Origin of the sequence: Mucilaginibacter sp. CSA2-8R (assembly GCF_038806765.1) — a bacterium.
Classification (GTDB): Bacteria; Bacteroidota; Bacteroidia; order Sphingobacteriales; family Sphingobacteriaceae; genus Mucilaginibacter.
This window is the reverse complement of the sequence record NZ_CP152389.1, coordinates 2582046-2603070: the sequence shown is the minus strand read 5'-3', so window position 1 is coordinate 2603070 and position 21025 is coordinate 2582046. Positions and strand designations below refer to the sequence as shown.

The window sequence follows — 21025 nt, the reverse complement described above, 5'->3', positions numbered from 1 at the left end:
AAAAAGCTTAACAATTTCTTTACAGCAGCGTACTGATTTATACCCTATTTTTGCTGATTGCTTGATCGTTATGTTAAATTTAAAACTGGTTAGTGCTTGATAGTCAAACTACCGGCAAAAAATTTATTTCATTAACAACAAGGAGCAATCCCCGCATCTGGTTTATGAATTTGAACAGACTTTTTTCGTCACTGCTGGCTTTGTTAATCATTGCCAGCTTAATGGTATCCTGCAAAAAAGGGGGTGATAACCCAAACGCTGTGGTGGCTAAAACGGTGCTAGTATACATGGAAGCCAATAACGATTTACGTTACGATGCCCTGAATAGCGTGAACCGTATGGAAAAAGGTGCGACTGGCATTAACGGCACATTGCTGGTTTATATTAAAACCAGCAGCACAAAATCATACCTGCTGAAAATTAAACCTGATGCAGACCTGAACCGTTTGGTTAGTGATACGGTAAAAATTTACGACAGTACGCTCGCGTCCGACCCACAGACAATAAAACAAGTGACACAATATGTGCAAACTGAGTTTCCTGCTCAGAGTTATGGACTGATTTTGTGGTCGCATGCAACCTCTTGGGCGCCGCCGGTAAGCAAGGTTAAAGTGCAGTCGTTTGGCGAAGACTCGGGCAAGCAAATGGATGTGATTGATTTGAAAAATGCCTTGCCCGACAACCTTGACTTTATCATTTTTGACGCCTGCTCAATGGGCGGCGTAGAAATTTGTTACGAGTTTAAAGACAAGGCCAAATACATCATCGCCTCCCCTGCCGAAACATTGTCTGAAAGTTTCCCTTACCAAAATATTACACCTCTGCTGTTTGGCGGTAACGAGAGCCTGGCCGCAGTGGCTAAAGGTTACTACGATTATTATAACGCTTATACCGACGACCGATGCTCGGCCACCGTTAGCCTCATTAAAACCAGCGAACTGCCCGCTCTGGCCGCCGAAATGAAAAACCTGCTTAGTGAGAAAAAACCCGGTGACCAGTTTACTCGCAGCAGTGTACAAAGACTGGATTATACAAAAAATTTCCCGGTGCCCAATTACGATTTTGGCGATTTCTTAAATCAGAACTTTGCGGCTGGCAGCTTAACTACCATTAACGCACAGCTTAGTAAAACTATCATCTACAAAGCTGCGACGCCAAATTTCATCGGCGTGCCCATCAGCCAGTTTTCGGGTTTAACTACATACATTCCCTACACTGGTGACGGAAATTTAGCTTATTATAAAAAGCTGCAATGGTATAGTGCCAGTGGTTTGTCGAGATTGTTTGGGATGTAAGAAATTTCGTAGTTGCTGAGTGAAAATTTATCAATGCCATTGTGTTTACAGTGTGACGTCTCGATAAATGGCTAAAGCTTCGCCAGTTAAAGTCATGATCAAAAAATTAAGAATTGTTAATTTAATTAATTCAAACCGACGCTCAAGGCACCTACCAAAAGGAACGGATTGAGCGGAAAGATGAACTCTAAATTATTTAATAAATTGCAAATTGTAGTTAGCTGAAATCCATTTAAGGTGCATTTGTCAACGAATTGAAAATCAACAGGAGAACATTTATCCGCAGCAGTTTTTTAGGCCTTACTGGTGTAGCGTTACTCGATGCTTTTGTTTTTGAACGTTTTTTTGTAGAGGTTAACGAGTTTGACTTAAGTACCCATTTGCCACCAGCAGACAGAATAAAAGCTATACAGATTTCTGATTTACATTTGAAATCTTTGCAGGGTTATCATCGCAATCTCTGTAAAAAAATAACTAACCTCAACCCCGACATCTTATTCTTTACCGGAGATGCGATTGATGATAACCAAAGCTTGGATGCCTTTAATTTATTTTTACAGTTGCTTCCTCCGTCTATACCTAAAGTTGCTATTTTAGGTAATTGGGAATATTGGGGAAAAGTAGATATAGTCCGGTTGCATGCCATCTACGAATCGCACAACGGGACTTTACTTGTCAACGAGCATAAATTATATGCTATCAAGAACAGAACTATTGCCATAAGCGGTACCGACGATTTTGTAGGTGGCAATGCAAACATCGAACTAACCATTCCTAAACCCATTACATGCGATTACCATGTTGTACTCAACCATTGTCCTCAATACAGTGAGGTTATTCCATTTCGAATTAACAAAGACATACCCATTAATCTCATTTTATCGGGACACACGCATGGCGGGCAGATTAAATTGTTAAGCTTTATTCCGTTTATGCCTCCGGGAAGCGGCAAGTATGTAAGCGGCTGGTATAAAGACCAACACAAAAAACTCTATGTTTCCAAAGGTATTGGTACCAGTATATTACCCATCAGGTTTGGTGCAAGAGCAGAAATAAGTGTATTTAACTTTTAATATTGTACCGTTAACTTAAATTATATCGACAACAAACGAGCCGCTAGCTTAAGATTTCTGCTAAATCCCTTCCGGCATTTTGAACGACGGCGGCAAAGCGTCGTCTGACGATGCCCAGCTTTTGTTTGGGTGTTCCCCCATCGTTAGCTCCAAGGTTCCGCCTGCCATTAGCTCTTGGTGGGTAAACCACGATTTGTTCCAGGATTTGCCATTTAGCTTGGCCGATTGAATGTATTTGTTATTGGGCGAATAGTTTTGACAAGCCACTGAAAACGTTTTGCCGTTGCCCAATTTGATAGTAGCGTTTTGGAAGGTAGGGCTGCCAATCACATACATCGGTAAACCGGGAGTAACCGGGTAAAAGCCGATTTGCGAAAACACCACAAAAGATGTTAGTCCGCCGCCATCCTCGTCGCCTGGGATGCCCATCAAATCGTTGCGGAACCACTCTTTAAGCAGGTTGCGCACTCGCTTTTGAGTGCGCCATGGTTGTCCTGCATACACATACAAATAAGGGATGTGCATAGCCGGCTCGTTCCCCATCGAAAACTGACCCACGTTACCGGTATGGTCGCCAAACTGGTGGTAAAAGTCAGGTCGGCCTTTGCCCAGCGGCGTACTAAACATATTTTCCAGCCCGTCAACAAAAGCCTGCTTGCCGCCTATCATCTTTACTAGGTCGCCAATGTTGTGCTGCACGTCCCAGCGGTATACGTAACCGTTATTTTCGTCGTAGGCTTCACGCGCGCCAATGCCGCTCGAATAGCGGTAATCAAACGGTTCTACAAATTTACCCTGTGCATCTTTAGGATGAAAAAATTTAGTGGCCGGGTTAAATACCTCGCGGTAATTCAAGCTCCGGTTTAAAAAGTATTTGGCATCGTCGGTTTTACCTAACTGCTTGGCAATGTTGCCCAAACACCATTCATCATACACGGTACCCAGCGTTACTGCTACCGGCTGGCGTTTTTCCCAGCTGTGCACTTCGGGTACGGTTTCTTTCTCGCCGGTGGCTAAAGCCGGGAAGTAGCCTTTGTCCTTGTAAAACTGATCGAGTACGCCCGCTTTCTTGCCCGACCATGGCGCCAGCGTTTTTTCGGTAATGCCGGCTTTACAATACTGGTAAGCCTCCTCCAGGTTAAAAGTGCGCAAGCCTTTGTTATAAGCATCAATCACTGTAGCAACGCCGTGGTTGCTGTTCATTCGTCGGCTATCGCCTGTCACCTCCGGGAAGGTAGGCATCCAATGGTTAGGCAACTGGCTGGCCATCCGCAGGTAAGAATTAATCATGTCCGACTCCTTTTTGGGCTCAATAATGATTCTTAATGGATGCACGGCGCGGTAAGTATCCCACACCCAGTCGTCAGTATAAAATGGTATACCATCGTCCTTATGCACCTTGCCATCGTAAGCGCTAAAGTAACGGCCGTCTTCAGATATACAGATCATCCGCTCATAAGTGCGGTAAAGTGACGTATAAAAAATCGTTTTAGCATTTTCGTCCGATCCTTGAACCGCAATTTTGCTTAAGGTGTTATTCCAGACATGACGGCCCTGCTCGGCAACGGCTTTCAGGTCATAGGTTTTAATTTCACGTTCCAGGTTGGCTTTGGCCTGCTCAGCACTAATGAACGACACGCCGTAACGCACTTTTATTAATGGCGTTTTAACAGCATATTTAAGTGCCAAATAGACATTTTTTCCTTGTACGATTTGGTTTGCCGTACTGATAGTTTGCCCTTTTACTTCACCTGCCGATACAGGCTTTAAATCTGTTTCGGCATAAATAAACACCTTGGTGTTATTGTCTAACAATTGGTATCCGCTTATGGTGTTGCCCGAAACTGTCAGTCCGCCATCCTGCGTATCAAATATCAGGTAAGGCGCCGAACTGTTGGCATCAAAACGGATCTGATAAATGCCAGACTGGTGCGAAGGTGCATATTGTACCTTGATGTTGTAGTCGTCCAGGTCTACCTGATAAAAATAGGGCTTAATGATTTCGTTATCGTATCCGTAATCAATAGCACTTTTCATACCCGACACTTGGCCTTGGTAAGGGCTTAAACTAAATGCCGAGCTACCCCGGTGACTAGTAATCATCAAAGGTAAGCCCCTGATGGTATTTCCTGTAAAGTTCTCGCGTTCAGGGTATACCCTTAGCATGCTGTTGGGCAGATGAACGGTAGGATAAGTTGGCACCAGCAAATGACTGATGTTGCCAATGTAAGGGTTAACATAATCTATAGGTTGTTTAGCCGTCTGTCCTTGGGTTGTAAAACTCAGTGCCAAAGCCAGCGACAAAAAACCGGCAATACGGCTAACACTTAAACTTTTCATATTGCGTAAATAAAAGTTCATAGATAGTAAAGATTATCTGTAAACGCGCAAAAATACTGTTTTACGTTAGATGAATTTGTTTTACAAGATGAGTTTCGTTATTCTTACCAATTAGTGTATAGGCCTTTTTACTTGTATACACTATGGCTGGTTGTTGTATGAAAAAAACACTCATGTGGTTAATTATGGTTTTAAGCAGCCCGCTATGCTGTATTGCACAATCAAAGTCATTCAATCAATCCCTGGCCGATAGCTTGGCGAAATGGGCGGTGTTAGACCAAACCGCCGCCGGCATTATTGATGCCCGTTTAAGGGCGCTGGGCACGACACGCCTGCAGCAATACAGAGACAGTGTGTATGCCTTAAACGGGCAACGTTTAAAAGGCGTAATAAGACGATACGGCTTTCCGGGATATGATTTGGCAGGCAAAAAAGGAAGCCACAACTTTTGGTTGATGGCACAGCACTGCGATAAAGATGTGCCGTTCCAAAGGCAGGTACTAAAGGCAATGAAAGCTGAATTGCCGAAGCACAATGCAGACCCTAAAGATTATGCTAATTTAACCGACAGGGTATTACTTAATACCGGCCAAAAACAGTTATATGGCACGCAGCTTACCTACCGTACCGATAGCTGCCAAGCCATTCCGAAGCCGCTGCGCGACAGCCTGTCTGTAAACACAAGGCGAAAAGCTATCGGCCTGGAGCCTATCGAGGCAAACCTCAATTGGATGTCGCAGTTACATTTTGATATGAACAAAGCAGCATACGAAAAAATGGGAATTCATGCTCCTAAGCTTTTACCCGAGCATCCGTAAAAACAAAAAAATAAATGCCTTATTTAGACTATTAAATTTTCTTAGCCTTTGTGCTATACCTATCTCAATCTGCCTTCATGTTTTCCAGTCTGCGGTAGTTATAAATCCCAAGCCAAGCAAGGCCAACGCCTAAAACTACCAGCAAACCAGCCACTCCCCATTTACCGCTTAATTTATAAACACCCCACTCTATACTGGTTATCGATACACTACCACCCATTACCTCGGCCAGGTTAAGTGCTTGCCAGCGCTGCCACGCCAGGTAACATAAGCCTAATCCAATTAATACGCTAAATACCAATGATGGCCAGGTGCGTCGCGAGTGCTTACCATAATACTCGTAGTCGGCATAGGGGTTGCCAAATTGTAACTTGCGGTTCTTATGCTCTTCAAATGCCATAGCGCTTAGTATTTCTTGTAAAGGGTGCCATCACGATATAAACTCCAAACCATGCCATACTCTACAGGCTGAGTAGCATAGGTAAACATGTCGGTTTTTTGCGTTGCGCTGATCGAAAAAGCCAGTTGTTGGGGCTCAAAGGCAGCAGCTTCGGTGGGTACCTCATCCCATTTTTTCATATCCTTCGGACTGGTAAAGTGCTTGTTTGATGGGTTAACATACACACTGTCTCCCTGGGTACGCACTATTTTAAAATAAGTATAATCTGCTATAGTACCATCAGTGTGTGTTATCTGAAAAATATCGCCAGGCTTTGGGTGGGCAATAGCCTCTTTAATAAGCGCCTTGTTATCTTGCTGTTTATGCTCAGTTCTCTTCACAAAAATTAAAGTGATACCGATAACTGCTACCACTGCCAACGGAAACACAAGTAGGCCACGGTATAGGCGACCAGGTGTTTTAAGCCCCTGTTTTAGCGCGCGGTAGCTACTGTCCATAGGGTCGGTCCACTTTACTTTTGGGATGTAGTTGTTACAGTGCTCGCAAAAAGCAACGGCGTATTTTCTTGACGGTGCAATGGGGCCTAACACCCACATATATTTTTGCATGATGCTAAAATGCAGCTGCCCGGCCGTGTGGCAAAGCGGGCAGGTTATGTGCGGAACAAGCTCGGTTTTGTAATGATGCGTACGCAGCTGGTAGTAGAAAAACATTGCAGTAAGGCTGATTAAACGTGTTCTGAATAAACAGTTTAACGCAAAATTTGTTTAAGATGTGTACGTTATTAACTTAATAAGTACCACACTTAAAACTTAAATCACATGTTTATTCTCTGGAGAGGTTACGGTTTTTTAGTTCCGGTTATTGCCTTTGTAGTTATAGCCCTAAGCAGTTTTTTGATAAACACTGTGTTAAAAGCCAACCCATTGGTTGGAATGAGCATTGGCGCCCTGGCCGCAGCAGCGGCTATATGGTTTGCCGGGCAAAAGTTTAACAACCCTGCTAAAAACCGCGTTATGGTTGACAAAGCCACCGGACAAGAGTTCATTATAAGCCAAAATCATTCGCTTTTCTTTATTAAAATGCAGTATTGGGCTATTCCATTAGCTATTCTCGGCTTAATTTTGCTGGTAACGCTGCTAACCGGTAAGTAGACTATTCCGTTAGCTATTGCTGGTGTTTCTTTTGATTAGCGGTAAAGATAGCGTGTATCTCGTTGAGCGTTTTGTTGCGTATCTGGTATTCTTTGGCAGTGGTCAGCTTATCCTGCTCATATAAATCCATACTATAGGTGCCCTGTAGCATGCCCCATTTGAAGATGGGACCGTAACTTTTGCCTTCATAAAAAGCGTATTGTCCGAGGTAATCAGCAGGCATATTGCCCGACTTATCCAATAACACTTCTTTAAAAAAGTTGGCACTGATGGGTTTTGGCAGGTATAAATGATCAGCAATTTTTATCAAAAACTCGCTGTGATTATTTTCTTCTTTACGGTTTTGCGCCCGTGCTATCTGAGCCTCGTCTTTGACTTGCTCGATAAATAAATCACCATTCCGTTTTATATAGAATTATGAAGCAGCCGCCGAACGCGAATTACAGGAAGAAGCAGGACTATTGCAAACCAGTGCTATGTTATACGAGACGTCTGCCCGGATAGATGATTGGCGCTACCGGCACGAAGCCGATAAAATAATTACCTTGCTATTTAGTTGTGATCACCAAGGTGGAGAGCCTGCAGCAAATGATGATATCGAAGAGCTTAAATGGTTTAAGATCAGCAACCTGCCACAAGCCATAGCCGATGGCCTTATCACTGCCGAACATACGCCATTGTTCGACTATTTATTAAATAAATACTTTAAAAATTAAGCATTATGAAACGCCAAAACTTAATCTTGTTAGCTGATGCATACAAATATGCTCACCATAAATTATACTATCCCGGCACATCATATATTTATAGTTACCTGGAAAGCCGCGGCGGGCAGTTTAACCAGACCATATTTTTTGGTTTGCAATACTTTTTAAAAGAATACCTGCAAGGCGCAGCTTTTACCCAGCAAGATATTGACGACGCTGACGGGTTTTTACAGCAGGTGTTCGGGCGAAACGATGTGTTTGATAAAAGCCGCTTTCAATACATATTGGATAAATATAACGGGCATTTACCCGTCAAAATTAAGGCAGTGGCCGAAGGTACCGCTGTGCCGACAGGTAATGTTTTGATGACCATTGAAAATACTGATCCCGAATGCTTTTGGCTGCCTAACTTTTTAGAAACACTACTGATGCAGGTTTGGTACCCCTGCACGGTGGCTACCTTAAGCCACGAAGTTAAAAAAGTAGTTACCCGCTACTTTACCGATACAGCTACCGACGAAGCTAATGCAGGCATTGATTTCGTGCTCAATGATTTTGGCTTTCGTGGTGTAAGCAGCGTTGAAAGCGCCGGACTGGGAGGTGCTGCACACTTACTCAATTTTAGCGGCAGCGATAACCTGGCAGGTTCAATACTCGCGATAGATTATTATAATGCCGGTAAAGTTTACGGACTAAGTATACCGGCTACAGAACACAGCATATGCACACTATTGGGCCAAGAGGGCGAACTGGAGGTTTTCCGCCATGTGCTTCAAACGTTTCCCACTGGCACTGTAGCATGCGTGTCCGACAGTTATAACATTTTCCGTGCTTGCGAGGATTATTGGGGCGGCGCATTAAAAGACCTGATTCTAAGTCGCAAGGGTACACTGGTTATCCGACCCGACAGCGGCGATCCGGTAAAAACGTTGCTTAGTATTTTCGAAATTCTGTTTAAACAGTTTGGTTACACTATCAACGCCAAAGGTTGCAAAGTGCTGCCACCGCAATTGCGTGTTATACAAGGAGACGGTGTTAATTACGAGGGTATACAAATCATTTATGCTGCCCTTAAACAAAACGGCATTAGCGCCGAAAACCTGGTGCTGGGTATGGGCGGCGCACTTTTACAAAAAGTAGACCGCGACACCCAGCGTTATGCCATTAAGTGCAGTGCAGCTATTGTAAACGGCCGCGAGATTAATGTAGAAAAACACCCTATAGAAATGGACAGCCAGGGCCGACTTACCGAGAGCTTTAAAAAGAGCAAAGCCGGCAAACTCAAATTAGTTAAGATCAACAGTGCTTATCGCACGGTAAATATCAACGATTTACCTGATGCCGTTGATCAGATGCAAACTGTTTTTGAGAATGGAATTTTGTTGAAGGATTACGACTTTGCAGAACTACGTAGCTGTTTAAATGATAGGTAAATACAAATAGTCTTTAACAGGCATTATGATATTAACAACGAAATGTTGCAGCAAAAAAAGAGCTCCTTATCATGGAGCTCTTTTTGTTTCATAGGGTAGATAGAAATATATATAGATCAGGCAGCGCGTTTTGTTGCAGCTGCCTGTGATGTTACTTGATTGCGTTCTGTTTTAAACTGCGCCAAATCTTTTTGTAAAAGCGCTTTCAATTCCAGGTCCAGGGCTTTTAAAATAACAGTGGTGTTGATTGATGCTTTCATAATGTTTTTGTGTTGGTGACGATACTATAGCCAACCTTGTGCCAAAACAACGTTTCTTTAACCGAATCAGTGGCGATCAACAAACAAGTAATTGTAAATCAGACAAATGTGATTTAATTGCAGATTTTAGAGGATGAATTCACCTTGTCAAAAAGGTATTTTACCACGTAGATAATGAATTTTACCGAACAGCAATTATAAAAAATGTACAATTTTATAACTCAGATAGGCAGCAATATAGCCGTCACGATTTCCTTTTATTGAAATTGCATTTTACTTAACTTGCTTCAAATTCTTATCTGGCATAAAATGTTAAAGCGCATAATCTCTTTTAGCGGACGCATAACTCGTACGGAATACACAATTAGCATTATGATGTACACTGCTAGTTTTGTTGCAATAAACATCATGTCACTGAGAGGCATGGCACATTACCGCCATACTGAGTACATAATGATGGCACATTTGCCACTGTTTTGGTTTTTATTAGCGCAAGGTGCAAAGCGGTGCCACGATATTAATAAACCGGCATGGTGGCAATTGGTGCCGTTTTACGGATTGTGGTTGCTTTTACAAGACGGACAGCCTTATCAAAACAAATATGGCGATGATCCTAAGCGTCGTTATTAGTTAAAAGAGATTATGCAGGCCCGTTATCTATTTGCCTAACCTCAAACCAGAGATTAAACCTAACCCAAAGCGGTTAGTCTCACTTGTGTATGTGCTGATACAATGATGTTGATTTTAAATGGCCCGGCTAAAATCGCCGGGCTTTTTAATGTTATATCTTTAGTCCGCCAAACGTGCTCAGCATTATCACACAAAGCACTACCAACGTGATAGCAATATAAAGCTTGTCTTTTTCGAGCGTAAAACCTACCAACGAAAACAGAATACGAAATATGGGCGTGGCAATCAATACCATTACGCCTAATTGTATTATAGCCTTAGCTTGCAAATCCGCCACCCCCTTCAAAATACCCGAAAACGTTGTAAATCCAACACTTTCACCCACAAAACGGTGGTACGAAGGCACCGGTGCTTGCCCATGCTGAATTAAGAAATAAATACCGCCTGCTAATACAATTGCACTGGCAGTCATAACGCCATAGCGTAAAAGCGTACCTACAATTACTTCTATATCGTGATCGCCTAAAAGGCCTTTTACTTTCTTCATCATTAAGTAATTAAAATTTGTGATTGAAACCGTTGTACATCATCTCCGCAGCTACAAATGTGATAGCCACACAAAAAATGTATTTAAGAACTTTGGGGTCCATCCGGGTGAGTAGTTTTGAGCCTGTGAATGCTCCACCTAAAACACCTAATACCACCGGGAAGGCAATAGCTGGGTCCATATATCCACGCTGTAAGTATACCACTGCACTTGCTGCAGCAGTTACCCCTATCATAAAGTTACTGGTAGTGGTGCTTACCTTAAAAGGGATGCGCATAGCCGAATCCATGGCTAACACTTTAAGTGCGCCCGAACCGATGCCCAACAGGCCGGATAAAACACCGGCTACCGTCATGATTGAAAATCCGGCACCTACATTTTTAAGTTTATAGTGTACCTCACCATCTTTTGTAGGGTAGCTATTGTTCAGTTTTAACACGTCAGCCAGCTTGCTGCCTTCGGTTAACGCTTCCTGGTTTTTTCGGCGTAAAGTCATGGCAGCCGAAAACAAGAGTATTACACCAAAAAGTATAGCTATTGTATTGGTAGGTGTGTAAACAGCCAGCACTGCACCTATCACAGCACCAATGGTAGTGGCAATCTCTAAAAACATGCCTAAACGAATGTTGGTAATGCCTTCTTTTACATAAGCACTCGCAGCGCCCGAAGAGTTTGCAATAGATGCCAGCAACGCTGCACCAATGGCATAGCGAATGTCTACCTGAAAAACCAATGTGAGCAGTGGTATAACCACTACACCACCACCTAAACCGGTAAGTGAGCCAACAAGGCCTGCAAGGTAAGCCCCAGCCAGCAATATGAGGGTGAATGTTAATATAGTCATAAAATTAATAGTTGTTATTTAATATCTTTTGAGTGATTTGACAGGCTTGGTCTGCATCACCGTTGTAAATGGCTTCAAAGACAGACTGGTGCAGATAGTGGCTCATGGCAAATTGGGTAATACCTTGCGTTTCACGGCGCGAAAAAAAATCGCGAATGATGATAGTAAAGCTTTTATATAAGTCGGCCAGAACTGAATTGCCCGAAGCGCGGGCAATGGCCAGGTGAAACGCGATATCAGCTTCGATGCAAGCTTGTTGCTGTTCGCTCAGTATTGCCTGCTTACGCGCAGCCAAACAATGCTTCATTTCTACAATGTGGTCGTCGGTTCGATGTTGAGCCGCCAGGGCCACAATTTCGTTTTCAAGCAATGCCCGCACTTCATTAATTTCATCGAAGTCGGCACGGCGCAAACGCTCGTCAATGGTTTCGGGATTTACATGAGTGTTTACAAAGGTTCCGGCCCCTTGCTGAACTTTAAGCACTCCGGCTACGGCCAACGTTTTAATAGCCTCGCGTATGGTAGAACGGCCTACGCGGTATTGCTTCATTAGTACCGGTTCGGCCGGAATTTTCTCGCCAATTTTAAACAGCCCGGTAGCAATATCTTGCCTGATCAGCTTAATTACTTTTTCACCTAATTTCTCTTTAACAGCCATGTGATTATCGTGGACGTTGCAAATATAAGATGTTTTATTTAAACATCAGATGTTTAAGAAAATTTCATTATTAGTTTACTTAAATTTTACCTTTATATAACATGCTAATTGAAGCCTAATAAAAATTGGGATTATTTAAATCTTAAGCGTTATATGAAATACATAAGTATATTATAATCACAGTATTATGATTTATATGTTCAGCTATATCTACAGCGCGTAAAAAACCGGTGACAAATTATATTCTGTAGGGTAAAACTTCCCAAAAATGCTATCTTTGGTAGCACACATCTAATTGTGTTCCCCTATAACCAATTGAATAATTTAAGCAACTGTGCCGAAGCTAATGCACTGGCAGCTAATATCGGTTTTGAGCAAGAAATGCATCAGTTTTTGCACACCTGGGTGCGGCAAGAAGAGGATAAAACGGTATTGCGTTTTGAGCGCTCATTACTGGAATATCTGGCAGAAGATGCATTGCGTGATTTTTTTCTAAACACGCCTCATCCCCTACAGCAGTTACTTAAAGTTCCGGAAATTGCAGCGCATCTTACCCGGGGAGTTGAAGACGTACATTTTGATATTACAAGCGGTGATCCATTGCTGGCTCCAACTGAACGGCGCATCTACAATTTGGCCCGCCGTATGGAAAGTGAGGGTATGCATGTACCGTTCCGGTTCATACAGCCAAACAAGCAAAGTGAAACCGGGGATGACGCCGACATAACTTTATACCCTGCCGATTCTGAAGAACTGCGTTACAACAGTGGTAACCATTTTACCAGTAGGTCGGCCAACAACAATGTGTTTGATGAGTTGAGTAAACGATGCAAAGCCAATACGGCACCACAGCTTACTACACTATTTCAGTATGGGTATTTAGAAGACCGGTTGCATGATGTTAAGGCCATCACAGCTGCGCTGTACAGCACCGGCGAAACACAACTTCAATATTTTGTTATTTATAGCCGCCACTCGCCGCAAGAAGGTCATTTTGGTGTTTCGTTGGTGGTAATGGACCCGGCTCAGTCCGATTTTCCATTGAGAGTTTTGGTATGTGATACTTTACTTAAACAACTGCCGCAGCATCCACGCTGGTGGCACCACTTTGTGGCCGAATATACGAACGTTTTTGGTGGTGCTATTGCAGAGGTAATAGAGGATTTGTCGCACCCTTTACAAAAGGTAAATATTAAAGGTGATAACCCTTACCGTCACGACTGGGACTGCCCCTACTACGCTGCCAGCATGGCCGAGGCTTTAACTGAATTAGTAAAGGCCAACCCGCTGTTTTTACTTAATGGTAGCGTAACCGAAATACATACCGCCATGAAATCACTTATGCCTGACTACTACTACGCCGATCTGGAACTAAAAACCCGTGCCGAGATACAACAGGTAAACCGCATTAAACGGTGGCAAAGCGGAATGGTGACGATTAACGAATTAATAGAAGAGATTGATACGCAAAAGCGACTGAGTGCCTGATCAAAAATTGGCTTTTATTAATGTTTCGGTAATTTGTAATTTCTGTTTACGCCTGATAATCATATAGCCAGCCCTGGATAATGTTAATAAAGAGCTAATAAGGGCCGAAAAAACTTACGTAATATTTGGCTTATATATAAATAATGTAAAGCTTAAAAACTAACGTAATTATCCCGAGTACGATATTGAATTTGGACAGTTTCATATTTAAAAGTATGTAAACCGTTTTTACAATTTTGTTTATAAACTAAACCTTTCACCTAAAGACATTGAAATTAGTTCTGCAGTCTCAGTATTCGTGGCGTTTTTATAAATTTGCCAAAACCAATTATTTGCATGAGTGTACAGGCCCTGGCCCGAAAAATACGACGTTTCTTTAAATCCGAATATTTCACTGATGCTCTCCTGATTACTTTTGCGGTAGTTTTACCGGTTGTAATACTGTACTACTTCAATTATCCGCAGGCAGCTGTAACGGTGGGCTTAGGTGCACTTAATGTGGCGCTTACCAATAGCGCCGGTACAGCTACCGATAAGCGCTTTAGTATACTTGTAAGTATACCTGCAGCTTTTATAATTTCGTTTACAGTGGCAGCCAGCTGGCCTTTCACGGGCTGGATGGCCCTTATTTTCGTTGCGCTTATTTTTAGCAGCTCGATGCTTACTGTTTATGGTTTACGCTTTAGCATGCTGGGCACCTCATTTATCGGTTTGGCCATCTTTACCTGGGGGTTAAAACCTCCTGCCCCCTTAGCCTTCGCACTTTATGTAATGGCCGGCAATATCTGGTTTTACTTGGTCAATTTGTTAAGCATCCGGTTATGGCCGTTACGCTCTCTCAGAAATGCGGTTACCGAATGCTTAGAGGCTACTGCAGATTTTTTAGAAGCCAAAGCGCCTTTTTATAACGTTAAAACACCGCTTAATGACAGTTACCGAAAGCTCTTGGAATTGCACGTGCGTGTTAATCAAAAACAAGAACTGGTACGTCACCTGGTTATCCGCGACCGGCAGGTATTGGGCTCACTAAATGAGCGCAATCAAATATGGATATCCATCACCGCTACAGCCATCGACCTTTACGATCAGATCACCGCTATCCATTTTGATTATGAGCTGGTGCGGGAGCATTTCAGGCTTAACGGTGTGCTTGAACTAATAACCCAAGTAATTAAGTTACAGGCAAACGAACTTCACCGTATTGCCGATGACTTGCATCGCCGTAAGGCCCCCGCCCTTAACGTAAACTACAGCGAAGAACTTGAACATCTTGCAAGCCGTCTGAAATATATCATTGATCGTGAAACGCCTGTACATGCCGATATGCTGCAACAACTTAAGTTAAATATTGAACAGATCGACGATCATTTGCAGGCCATTAAAACCGGCATGTTTACGCCCGATGTTTCAATTAAATACGAAGATTTTGCACCAGCGCTCAATTTTAGTTTATCGCAACTCAAGCAAAATTTCACTTTGCGTTCGCCGGTATTCAGGTTTGCTATGCGCCTAACTATAGCTTGTTTGATGGCCTTTTGCTTATCTGCATTGTTTTCGCTGGGTAAATACAGCTACTGGGTTATGCTTACGGTTTTGGTGATAATAAAACCCTCATTTAATGTAACCTATCAACGCAACAAGCAGCGGCTTATCGGCAGTTTAACAGGTATAGGTATCGGCTTCTCCTTAATGTGGCTGTTTCCGGTAACGTCTTTACAGCTTGCTTTGGGCGTAATATTTTTATTAGGGTTCTTCTCATTCGGGCGCACGCGTTACCTAACAGCTGTTATATGTATTACCGCCATGGTGGTGCTTTGCTTAAACGTATACACCGGGCAAAATAGCCATATTGTAATTGAGCGTATTTATGATACGCTGATAGGCTGCCTGATTTCTTTCGGCGCCTCGTACCTCTTGCCTGTTTGGGAAGGTCGTAAACTTAAATTTTACATGGGCGAGGTAATGCAGGCCAACATTAGCTACCTCAAAGCACTGAGGGATCGGCTAAACGGAAATACACTTGATATAAATTCTTATAAATTATCACGCAAAGCTGTTTACGTCAACCTGGCCAATCTAGCTGCTGCATTTACCGCTATGCAAACCGAGCCGGGACGCAAAGCCATAAATGAAGATAACGTTTACCGATTTCAGGTATTAAGCTACAATTTAAGTTCGGTAATTACCTCCCTTTTTTCGTCGGCAAAACACTCTATAGCACAGCAGCAATATACAGGGCAAATTTCACTGATTAATCAATCTATCGAATTGATGCAAGAAGCCAGTGAGGGTCTCAATTCTAACGGTACTTCGATGCAGCTTCCCTCCCATGGCAATTCAGACGAATCGACTATAACTTCTGCAGCAGGCGCGCAGTTGCTGTATAGCATCAGCAGGCAGTTGGCTATTGTGATCAACACTTAATTTTGATACCCCCCAATCAATTCGCATTCGCAGTATGAGCTGACAGAGCAATTGAGATAACAGCTTTTGTATTATTAACGACAGCATCGCAAATGCTTTAATGGGCACATTTTACTAACCTCATAAACCGTTAGATAACAAACAATTGTTCATTAGTTAAATCCATCAATATTTGATTTATTTTTTCATGTTAGAACATCTTATTTAGAGTTCGTTTCGTATAATAGGTTATTATTTACGCAAATGTTACCGCTAAGACTTAAGATATTCAAGTGTCGCTAAGTCGTCTCCCGTCTTTGCTTAAAAAATTTTCAACATATTTAATAAGGAATTGAAAAAAGCTTTGGTATTTGTCTGGCTGGGAATTATTCTCATGGCGGTCGCCAGCCTATTTTGGTACAACGACTATATTTATAATCTACCTACCCCCGTACCAGCTGGTTATGTCAAGGTAAACACAGGTCAGCACATTAAATTAGGTAAAAGCATTGCTCCTAAAAATGGTAAGCCTCTTTTGTTACACTTTTTCAACCCAGATTGCCCTTGCTCGAGGTTCAACATCAAACATTTCAAAACGCTGATATCTACCTATGGTGACCAAACCAATTTTGTAGTGGTTTTAATGAATAACAGCAAGTATAGTGCAGCACAGGTTAAAGAAAAGTTTAATCTCAGCGTTCCGGTTATAGACGATGCACCCCTGGCAAAAAGCTGTGGTGTTTACTCAACCCCGCAAGCCGCTATTATAGACGTTCAAGGCAAGCTCTATTACCGGGGCAATTATAACACAACTCGATACTGCACAAATACGAAAACGGAGTTTGCCCGCATAGCGTTAGACTCACTTTTAAACCATAAAGGCCCTGGCCGTTTTAACCGGTTAGCTGCTACGGCTTACGGCTGCAGTTTGCCAAAATGTATTAAGTAATATCCAAACTGTTATATATCACATGCCCCTAAAAAATCTAAGTTCTGATTATGCTTCTTACAGTGCCCAATACCGCGCCGATTCAAAAAAACGGTCAGACCGGTTTGCGGAGTTTTTTCTCATAGGCTATTTTTTGGTCGGACTGATACTGGCCAGCTTTTACGATACCTGGCTTATGGCTATTTCAATCGGCGGCTTGTCATTGTTGGCCTATTATTCGGTAAAATTAGCGCTGCCTAACTCAACGCTATGCCAATATGTATTTAGTGCTGTTTTGGGCATCTTTATGGCTCAGTTTATATACCAGATGCATGGCATGTTCGAGATGCACTTTTTTGCCTTTATTGGTAGCGCTATCCTGATCACGTATCAAAACTGGAAATTGCAATTACCCATACTGGTAGTGGTTGGTGTACACCATGCGTTATTCAGCTACCTGCAAAACTCGGGAGTAGACGGCATTTTTTTTACGCAACTCAATTACTTTGATGTACAAACCTTTGTAGTGCACATATTGCTCACAGCCATTATATTCTTTGTTTGTGGTCTATGGGCTTACGAACTAAAACGGACGAACGAGAAGCAGATTATGCAAACCGTGACCATGAAAGAGCTTGAAAAAGAAGCTGCCCTAAGCCATGAGCGTAAAGTAAGCCATGAGAGGCTGGAAATGCTAAACGAAGAGCTCCTGACTTCAAATGATCAGCTCGATTTGTCGCGCCGGGAAGCAGAAAAGGCAAACCAGGCAAAAAGCGTGTTCTTGGCTACCATGAGCCACGAAATACGCACACCAATGAATGGAGTGATTGGCATGTCGGCCCTTTTAGCCGAAACACCGCTTACCGATCAGCAAAAAATGTACACCGATACTATCACCAACTGCGGCGATAGCTTGCTCACGGTGATCAACAACATCCTTGATTTTTCGAAAATTGAAGCTGGTAGCATGGATTTGGAGCAGGAAGATTTTAATTTGAGGGCTTGCATAGAAGAAGTACTGGACATATTTAGTACCAAGGTAGGCGACAAGGGTATCGAAATAGCCTATTATATAGAGGAAGATGTGCCTCAACAAATATCTGGAGACAAATTACGGCTGCACCAGGTATTGACCAACCTGGTGGGTAATGCCATTAAGTTTACACCGGAGGGTGAAGTTGTTGTTAAGATCAGCAGAAACGAGATGCAAATTAACGGCTCCTTTTCACTTTTTTTTGAGGTGTGTGATACCGGGATAGGCATCCCGGAAGAAAAGCAGGAGCGTTTGTTTAAAGCCTTTAGCCAAATTGACTCTTCTACCACCCGGAAATACGGAGGTACTGGTTTGGGCTTGGTTATTTCAGACAAATTGGTAAAACTCATGGGCGGAGAAATCAGCGTTAGTAGTGAAGCCGGTATGGGATCAGTTTTCTCTTTTCACATTGATGTTAAAGAAGGTAAAGATGCACACATCCCGTACACTGTTTTCGATATGTCATCACAAGCAGGCAAAAAAGTTCTGGTGATTGATGATAATCTGACCAACCGAACTATTCTGGATAGCCAGCTCCGTACCTGGAACTTGTTGCCTACAAGCGTATCATCAGGCGCCGAAGCTTTGTTTATACTGGCTCAGGATCCGGTGTATCACCTCGTCATCACAGATGCACAGATGCCTTTTATGGATGGCATACAATTTACAAGGCTGGTTAAAGAACGTCACCCTGCCATTCCGGTTATTTTATTAAGCTCAATTGGGGATGAGCGCAAGGCCGAAAACGTGCATCTGTTTAGCTACATCCTTACTAAACCAATTAAGCAGTATGCATTAAGTAAATATGTTTTACATAGTTTGCAAACCAGCGAAAACGCCACTATTGCACCAACAGCCCATCGTAAAATACCTCAAGATTTTAGCTTGCGCTACCCGTTGGATATATTGATAGCTGAAGATAACCAAATCAATCAAAAAGTAATTTCGCACATGCTGCAACGCATGGGTTATAAACCAGATCTGGCCGAAGATGGGCAAATTGCCATAAATAAAATAGACTCCGGCAACTATAACTTGCTGTTGATGGACGTGCAGATGCCAAACACTGATGGTCTTGAAGCAACCCGCATGATTAGAAAAATGGCAATATCGCAGCCAGTAATTATTGCGCTGACAGCCAATGCCTTAACTGGTGATCGCGAGATCTGCCTTGCTGCCGGCATGGATGATTATATCGGTAAACCGGTAAAACCTGAAGAATTGATGCATAAGCTGTCGCAATGGGCACAAACATTAGCCACCGGAAGAATTAACCAATTGTTAGCAGAGCCAAGCGAATTGACAGAACCTCAATAAAGAAAACAAGGTAAACTCAGCAATGCATTCCACGTAAGTCTGACACCTCTAATTTAAGCTTTTATTTAAGGACGCTGTGAGATAAGTGACTAACATTTGTTAAACGCAACCCGGAGGGCCGACTAAATCGTGTATCTTAGCCGCTACCTATTTTATACCTATGCGTTACAAAAAGCTTCTGTTTGCCTTGCCCTCGTTGGCTCTGGTTGCTGTTTTATTGCAGTCGTCAAAATTTGCAGATGAACCAAAAGTATGGACATCAGCTAATCAACCTCTGCATGAAATTGAAGCTTTACGCCGGCAAATTAAGGCACCCGTATTTAAAAATAAAGATTATAATGTTTTAGATTTTGGTGCCAAAGGTGATGGAGTAACTAAAAATACAGCTGCTTTTAAAAAAGCGATAGAAAGTTGTAATGCCGCAGGTGGCGGCCGGGTTGTAGTACCGGCCGGTAAATTCTTTACCGGGCCAGTATACCTCAAAAGCAACGTAAACCTTTACCTAAGCGAGGGTGCCACCATTATATTTAGTAAAGATAAAAAAGATTACCCCCTAGCTTTGGTGCGCTGGGAAGGTATGGATTGCATGAATTACACTTCGCAGATTTATGCTTACCATGAAAAAAATATAGCCATTACCGGCACTGGCACCATCGATGGTAATGCGAGCGATTTGGACTGGTGGGTATGGAAAGGAAGCGCCGAACATGGCTGGAAACCAGGCTTACCAAACCAGAAAACCGGACGCGACAGTCTGCACACTTTAATGCACAATAAAGTAGATGCCCGCAAGCGCATTTTTGGTGATGGCTATTATTTGCGCCCTTACATGATTCAGCCTTACGAATGCCAGAATTTGCTCATTTCGGGCGTTAAACTTATTAACTCGCCTATGTGGTTTATAGGGCCTGTAATGTGCGATAATGTAATTGTCGAGAGGGTTTCAATTAATTCGCATGGGCCAAACACCGATGGTTGCGACCCTGATGCCTGCCGCAACGTGCTTATCAAAGATTGCTACTTTAACACAGGTGATGACTGTATTGCCATAAAGTCCGGGCGGGACGAAGATGGCCGTGCTTTTGGTCGCCCGGCCGAAAACCACCTGATTGAGGGTTGCCGCATGGAAGACGGACATGGCGGCGTGGTAATAGGCAGCGAAATTGCCGGTGGCGCCCGTAATATATACGCCATTAACTGCCAGATGAGCAGCCCGGATATGGATATTATTTTGCGCATCAAAACCAGTTCATCACGTGGTGGAATTATACAGAACGTGTTTATGGATAACATTAATGTAGGCATTTATAAAACGGCTGCTGTGCATTGCAACATGTTTTACGAAAAGCCGGGCAATTTTATGCCTGTTATACGTAATGTATGGGTTCAAAACCTTGACGTGAACCAAGGCGGAACTTATGGCGTGTTTGTAAATGCTTACAAAGAGTCGCCAGTACAAAATTTAAAATTGATTAACTGCAACATCCGCAACGTGAAAACGCCGGTGAAAGTTGATTATGTGAAAGATATGGAGTTTAAGAACGTGACGGTTAACGGTAAAACGCTTAGCGCTAAATAAACGAACTTATTTTACACTTTGCACTATATTTTTATCTCTTAAGATATGTCTAATATCTTTGTAATTAAATTATAATAATAAATCTATCGATTAATTTATTCCATATATCTTTAGGCCT

20 protein-coding genes are annotated in these 21025 nt (G+C 42.6%); 12 read left to right on the top strand and 8 right to left on the bottom strand.

Annotated elements, in window-relative coordinates:
• The first annotated feature begins 164 nt into the window (after positions 1-164).
• Both AAGR14_RS10810 and AAGR14_RS10805 read left to right on the top strand, forming a co-directional pair.
• On the top strand, positions 165-1295 hold the full coding sequence (locus AAGR14_RS10810; RefSeq protein ID WP_342648608.1) for a clostripain-related cysteine peptidase: 1131 nt from the start codon (positions 165-167) through the stop codon (positions 1293-1295).
• Between the two features lie 254 nt (positions 1296-1549).
• Positions 1550-2368, top strand: a complete 819-nt coding sequence (locus AAGR14_RS10805; RefSeq protein WP_342648607.1) for a metallophosphoesterase — start codon at positions 1550-1552, stop codon at positions 2366-2368.
• A gap of 60 nt (positions 2369-2428) precedes the next feature.
• On the opposite strand, the gene AAGR14_RS10800 is transcribed toward AAGR14_RS10805, so the two are convergent.
• A complete protein-coding gene (locus AAGR14_RS10800; RefSeq protein WP_342648606.1) occupies positions 2429-4708 on the bottom strand; it encodes a GH92 family glycosyl hydrolase in 2280 nt (759 codons plus the stop codon).
• 158 nt (positions 4709-4866) lie between these two features.
• Between AAGR14_RS10800 and AAGR14_RS10795 the strand changes: the two genes are divergently transcribed.
• Positions 4867-5526, top strand: a complete 660-nt coding sequence (locus AAGR14_RS10795; protein WP_342648605.1) for a DUF6624 domain-containing protein — start codon at positions 4867-4869, stop codon at positions 5524-5526.
• 64 nt (positions 5527-5590) lie between these two features.
• On the opposite strand, the gene AAGR14_RS10790 is transcribed toward AAGR14_RS10795, so the two are convergent.
• Together AAGR14_RS10790 and AAGR14_RS10785 are read right to left on the bottom strand one after the other, a co-directional pair.
• Positions 5591-5926, bottom strand: coding sequence for a hypothetical protein (locus AAGR14_RS10790; RefSeq protein WP_342648604.1), 336 nt, complete (start codon positions 5924-5926; stop codon positions 5591-5593).
• 5 nt (positions 5927-5931) lie between these two features.
• Complete coding sequence (locus tag AAGR14_RS10785; RefSeq protein ID WP_342648603.1) at positions 5932-6639, bottom strand: hypothetical protein; 708 nt, start codon at positions 6637-6639, stop codon at positions 5932-5934.
• 108 nt (positions 6640-6747) lie between these two features.
• Between AAGR14_RS10785 and AAGR14_RS10780 the strand changes: the two genes are divergently transcribed.
• Positions 6748-7080, top strand: a complete 333-nt coding sequence (locus AAGR14_RS10780) for a hypothetical protein (RefSeq protein WP_342648602.1) — start codon at positions 6748-6750, stop codon at positions 7078-7080.
• Positions 7081-7093: 13 nt separating this feature from the next.
• On the opposite strand, the gene AAGR14_RS10775 is transcribed toward AAGR14_RS10780, so the two are convergent.
• On the bottom strand, positions 7094-7390 hold the full coding sequence (locus AAGR14_RS10775; protein WP_342648601.1) for a hypothetical protein: 297 nt from the start codon (positions 7388-7390) through the stop codon (positions 7094-7096).
• Between the two features lie 166 nt (positions 7391-7556).
• Here AAGR14_RS10775 and AAGR14_RS10770 point away from each other — a divergent pair, with 166 nt between their 5' ends.
• Positions 7557-7796, top strand: a complete 240-nt coding sequence (locus AAGR14_RS10770; protein WP_342648600.1) for a hypothetical protein — start codon at positions 7557-7559, stop codon at positions 7794-7796.
• Positions 7797-7801: 5 nt separating this feature from the next.
• Positions 7802-9220: a nicotinate phosphoribosyltransferase gene (locus AAGR14_RS10765; RefSeq protein WP_342648599.1), complete on the top strand. Its 1419-nt coding sequence runs from the start codon at positions 7802-7804 to the stop codon at positions 9218-9220.
• Positions 9221-9336: 116 nt separating this feature from the next.
• Here AAGR14_RS10765 and AAGR14_RS10760 read toward each other — a convergent pair whose 3' ends face one another.
• Complete coding sequence (locus tag AAGR14_RS10760; protein ID WP_342648598.1) at positions 9337-9480, bottom strand: hypothetical protein; 144 nt, start codon at positions 9478-9480, stop codon at positions 9337-9339.
• A 309-nt stretch (positions 9481-9789) separates the two neighbouring features.
• On the opposite strand from AAGR14_RS10760, the gene AAGR14_RS10755 reads away from it, so the two are divergent.
• Positions 9790-10110 carry a DUF805 domain-containing protein gene (locus tag AAGR14_RS10755; RefSeq protein WP_342648597.1) on the top strand — a complete coding sequence of 107 codons (321 nt, stop codon included), beginning with the start codon at positions 9790-9792 and terminating at the stop codon, positions 10108-10110.
• A gap of 151 nt (positions 10111-10261) precedes the next feature.
• Here the strand turns inward: AAGR14_RS10755 and AAGR14_RS10750 are convergent, their stop codons facing one another.
• Genes AAGR14_RS10750 through AAGR14_RS10740 form a run of 3 tightly spaced genes read right to left on the bottom strand, consistent with a single transcriptional unit; the run spans position 10262 to position 12159 of the window.
• Positions 10262-10660 (bottom strand): DUF1634 domain-containing protein, encoded by a 399-nt coding sequence (locus AAGR14_RS10750; RefSeq protein WP_342648596.1) that lies wholly within the window; start codon positions 10658-10660, stop codon positions 10262-10264.
• A gap of 7 nt (positions 10661-10667) precedes the next feature.
• On the bottom strand, positions 10668-11501 hold the full coding sequence (locus AAGR14_RS10745; protein WP_342648595.1) for a sulfite exporter TauE/SafE family protein: 834 nt from the start codon (positions 11499-11501) through the stop codon (positions 10668-10670).
• Between the two features lie 4 nt (positions 11502-11505).
• Complete coding sequence (locus AAGR14_RS10740; RefSeq protein ID WP_342648594.1) at positions 11506-12159, bottom strand: FadR/GntR family transcriptional regulator; 654 nt, start codon at positions 12157-12159, stop codon at positions 11506-11508.
• 315 nt (positions 12160-12474) lie between these two features.
• Here AAGR14_RS10740 and AAGR14_RS10735 point away from each other — a divergent pair, with 315 nt between their 5' ends.
• From AAGR14_RS10735 to AAGR14_RS10715, 5 genes are all read left to right on the top strand, one after another.
• Positions 12475-13647: a hypothetical protein gene (locus AAGR14_RS10735; protein ID WP_342648593.1), complete on the top strand. Its 1173-nt coding sequence runs from the start codon at positions 12475-12477 to the stop codon at positions 13645-13647.
• 336 nt (positions 13648-13983) lie between these two features.
• Positions 13984-16071: an FUSC family membrane protein gene (locus tag AAGR14_RS10730; RefSeq protein WP_342648592.1), complete on the top strand. Its 2088-nt coding sequence runs from the start codon at positions 13984-13986 to the stop codon at positions 16069-16071.
• Between the two features lie 373 nt (positions 16072-16444).
• Positions 16445-16999: a redoxin domain-containing protein gene (locus tag AAGR14_RS10725; protein ID WP_342648591.1), complete on the top strand. Its 555-nt coding sequence runs from the start codon at positions 16445-16447 to the stop codon at positions 16997-16999.
• Between the two features lie 22 nt (positions 17000-17021).
• Positions 17022-19328, top strand: coding sequence for a response regulator (locus tag AAGR14_RS10720; protein ID WP_342648590.1), 2307 nt, complete (start codon positions 17022-17024; stop codon positions 19326-19328).
• Positions 19329-19488: 160 nt separating this feature from the next.
• Complete coding sequence (locus AAGR14_RS10715; RefSeq protein WP_342648589.1) at positions 19489-20907, top strand: glycoside hydrolase family 28 protein; 1419 nt, start codon at positions 19489-19491, stop codon at positions 20905-20907.
• The last annotated feature ends 118 nt before the right edge of the window (positions 20908-21025 follow it).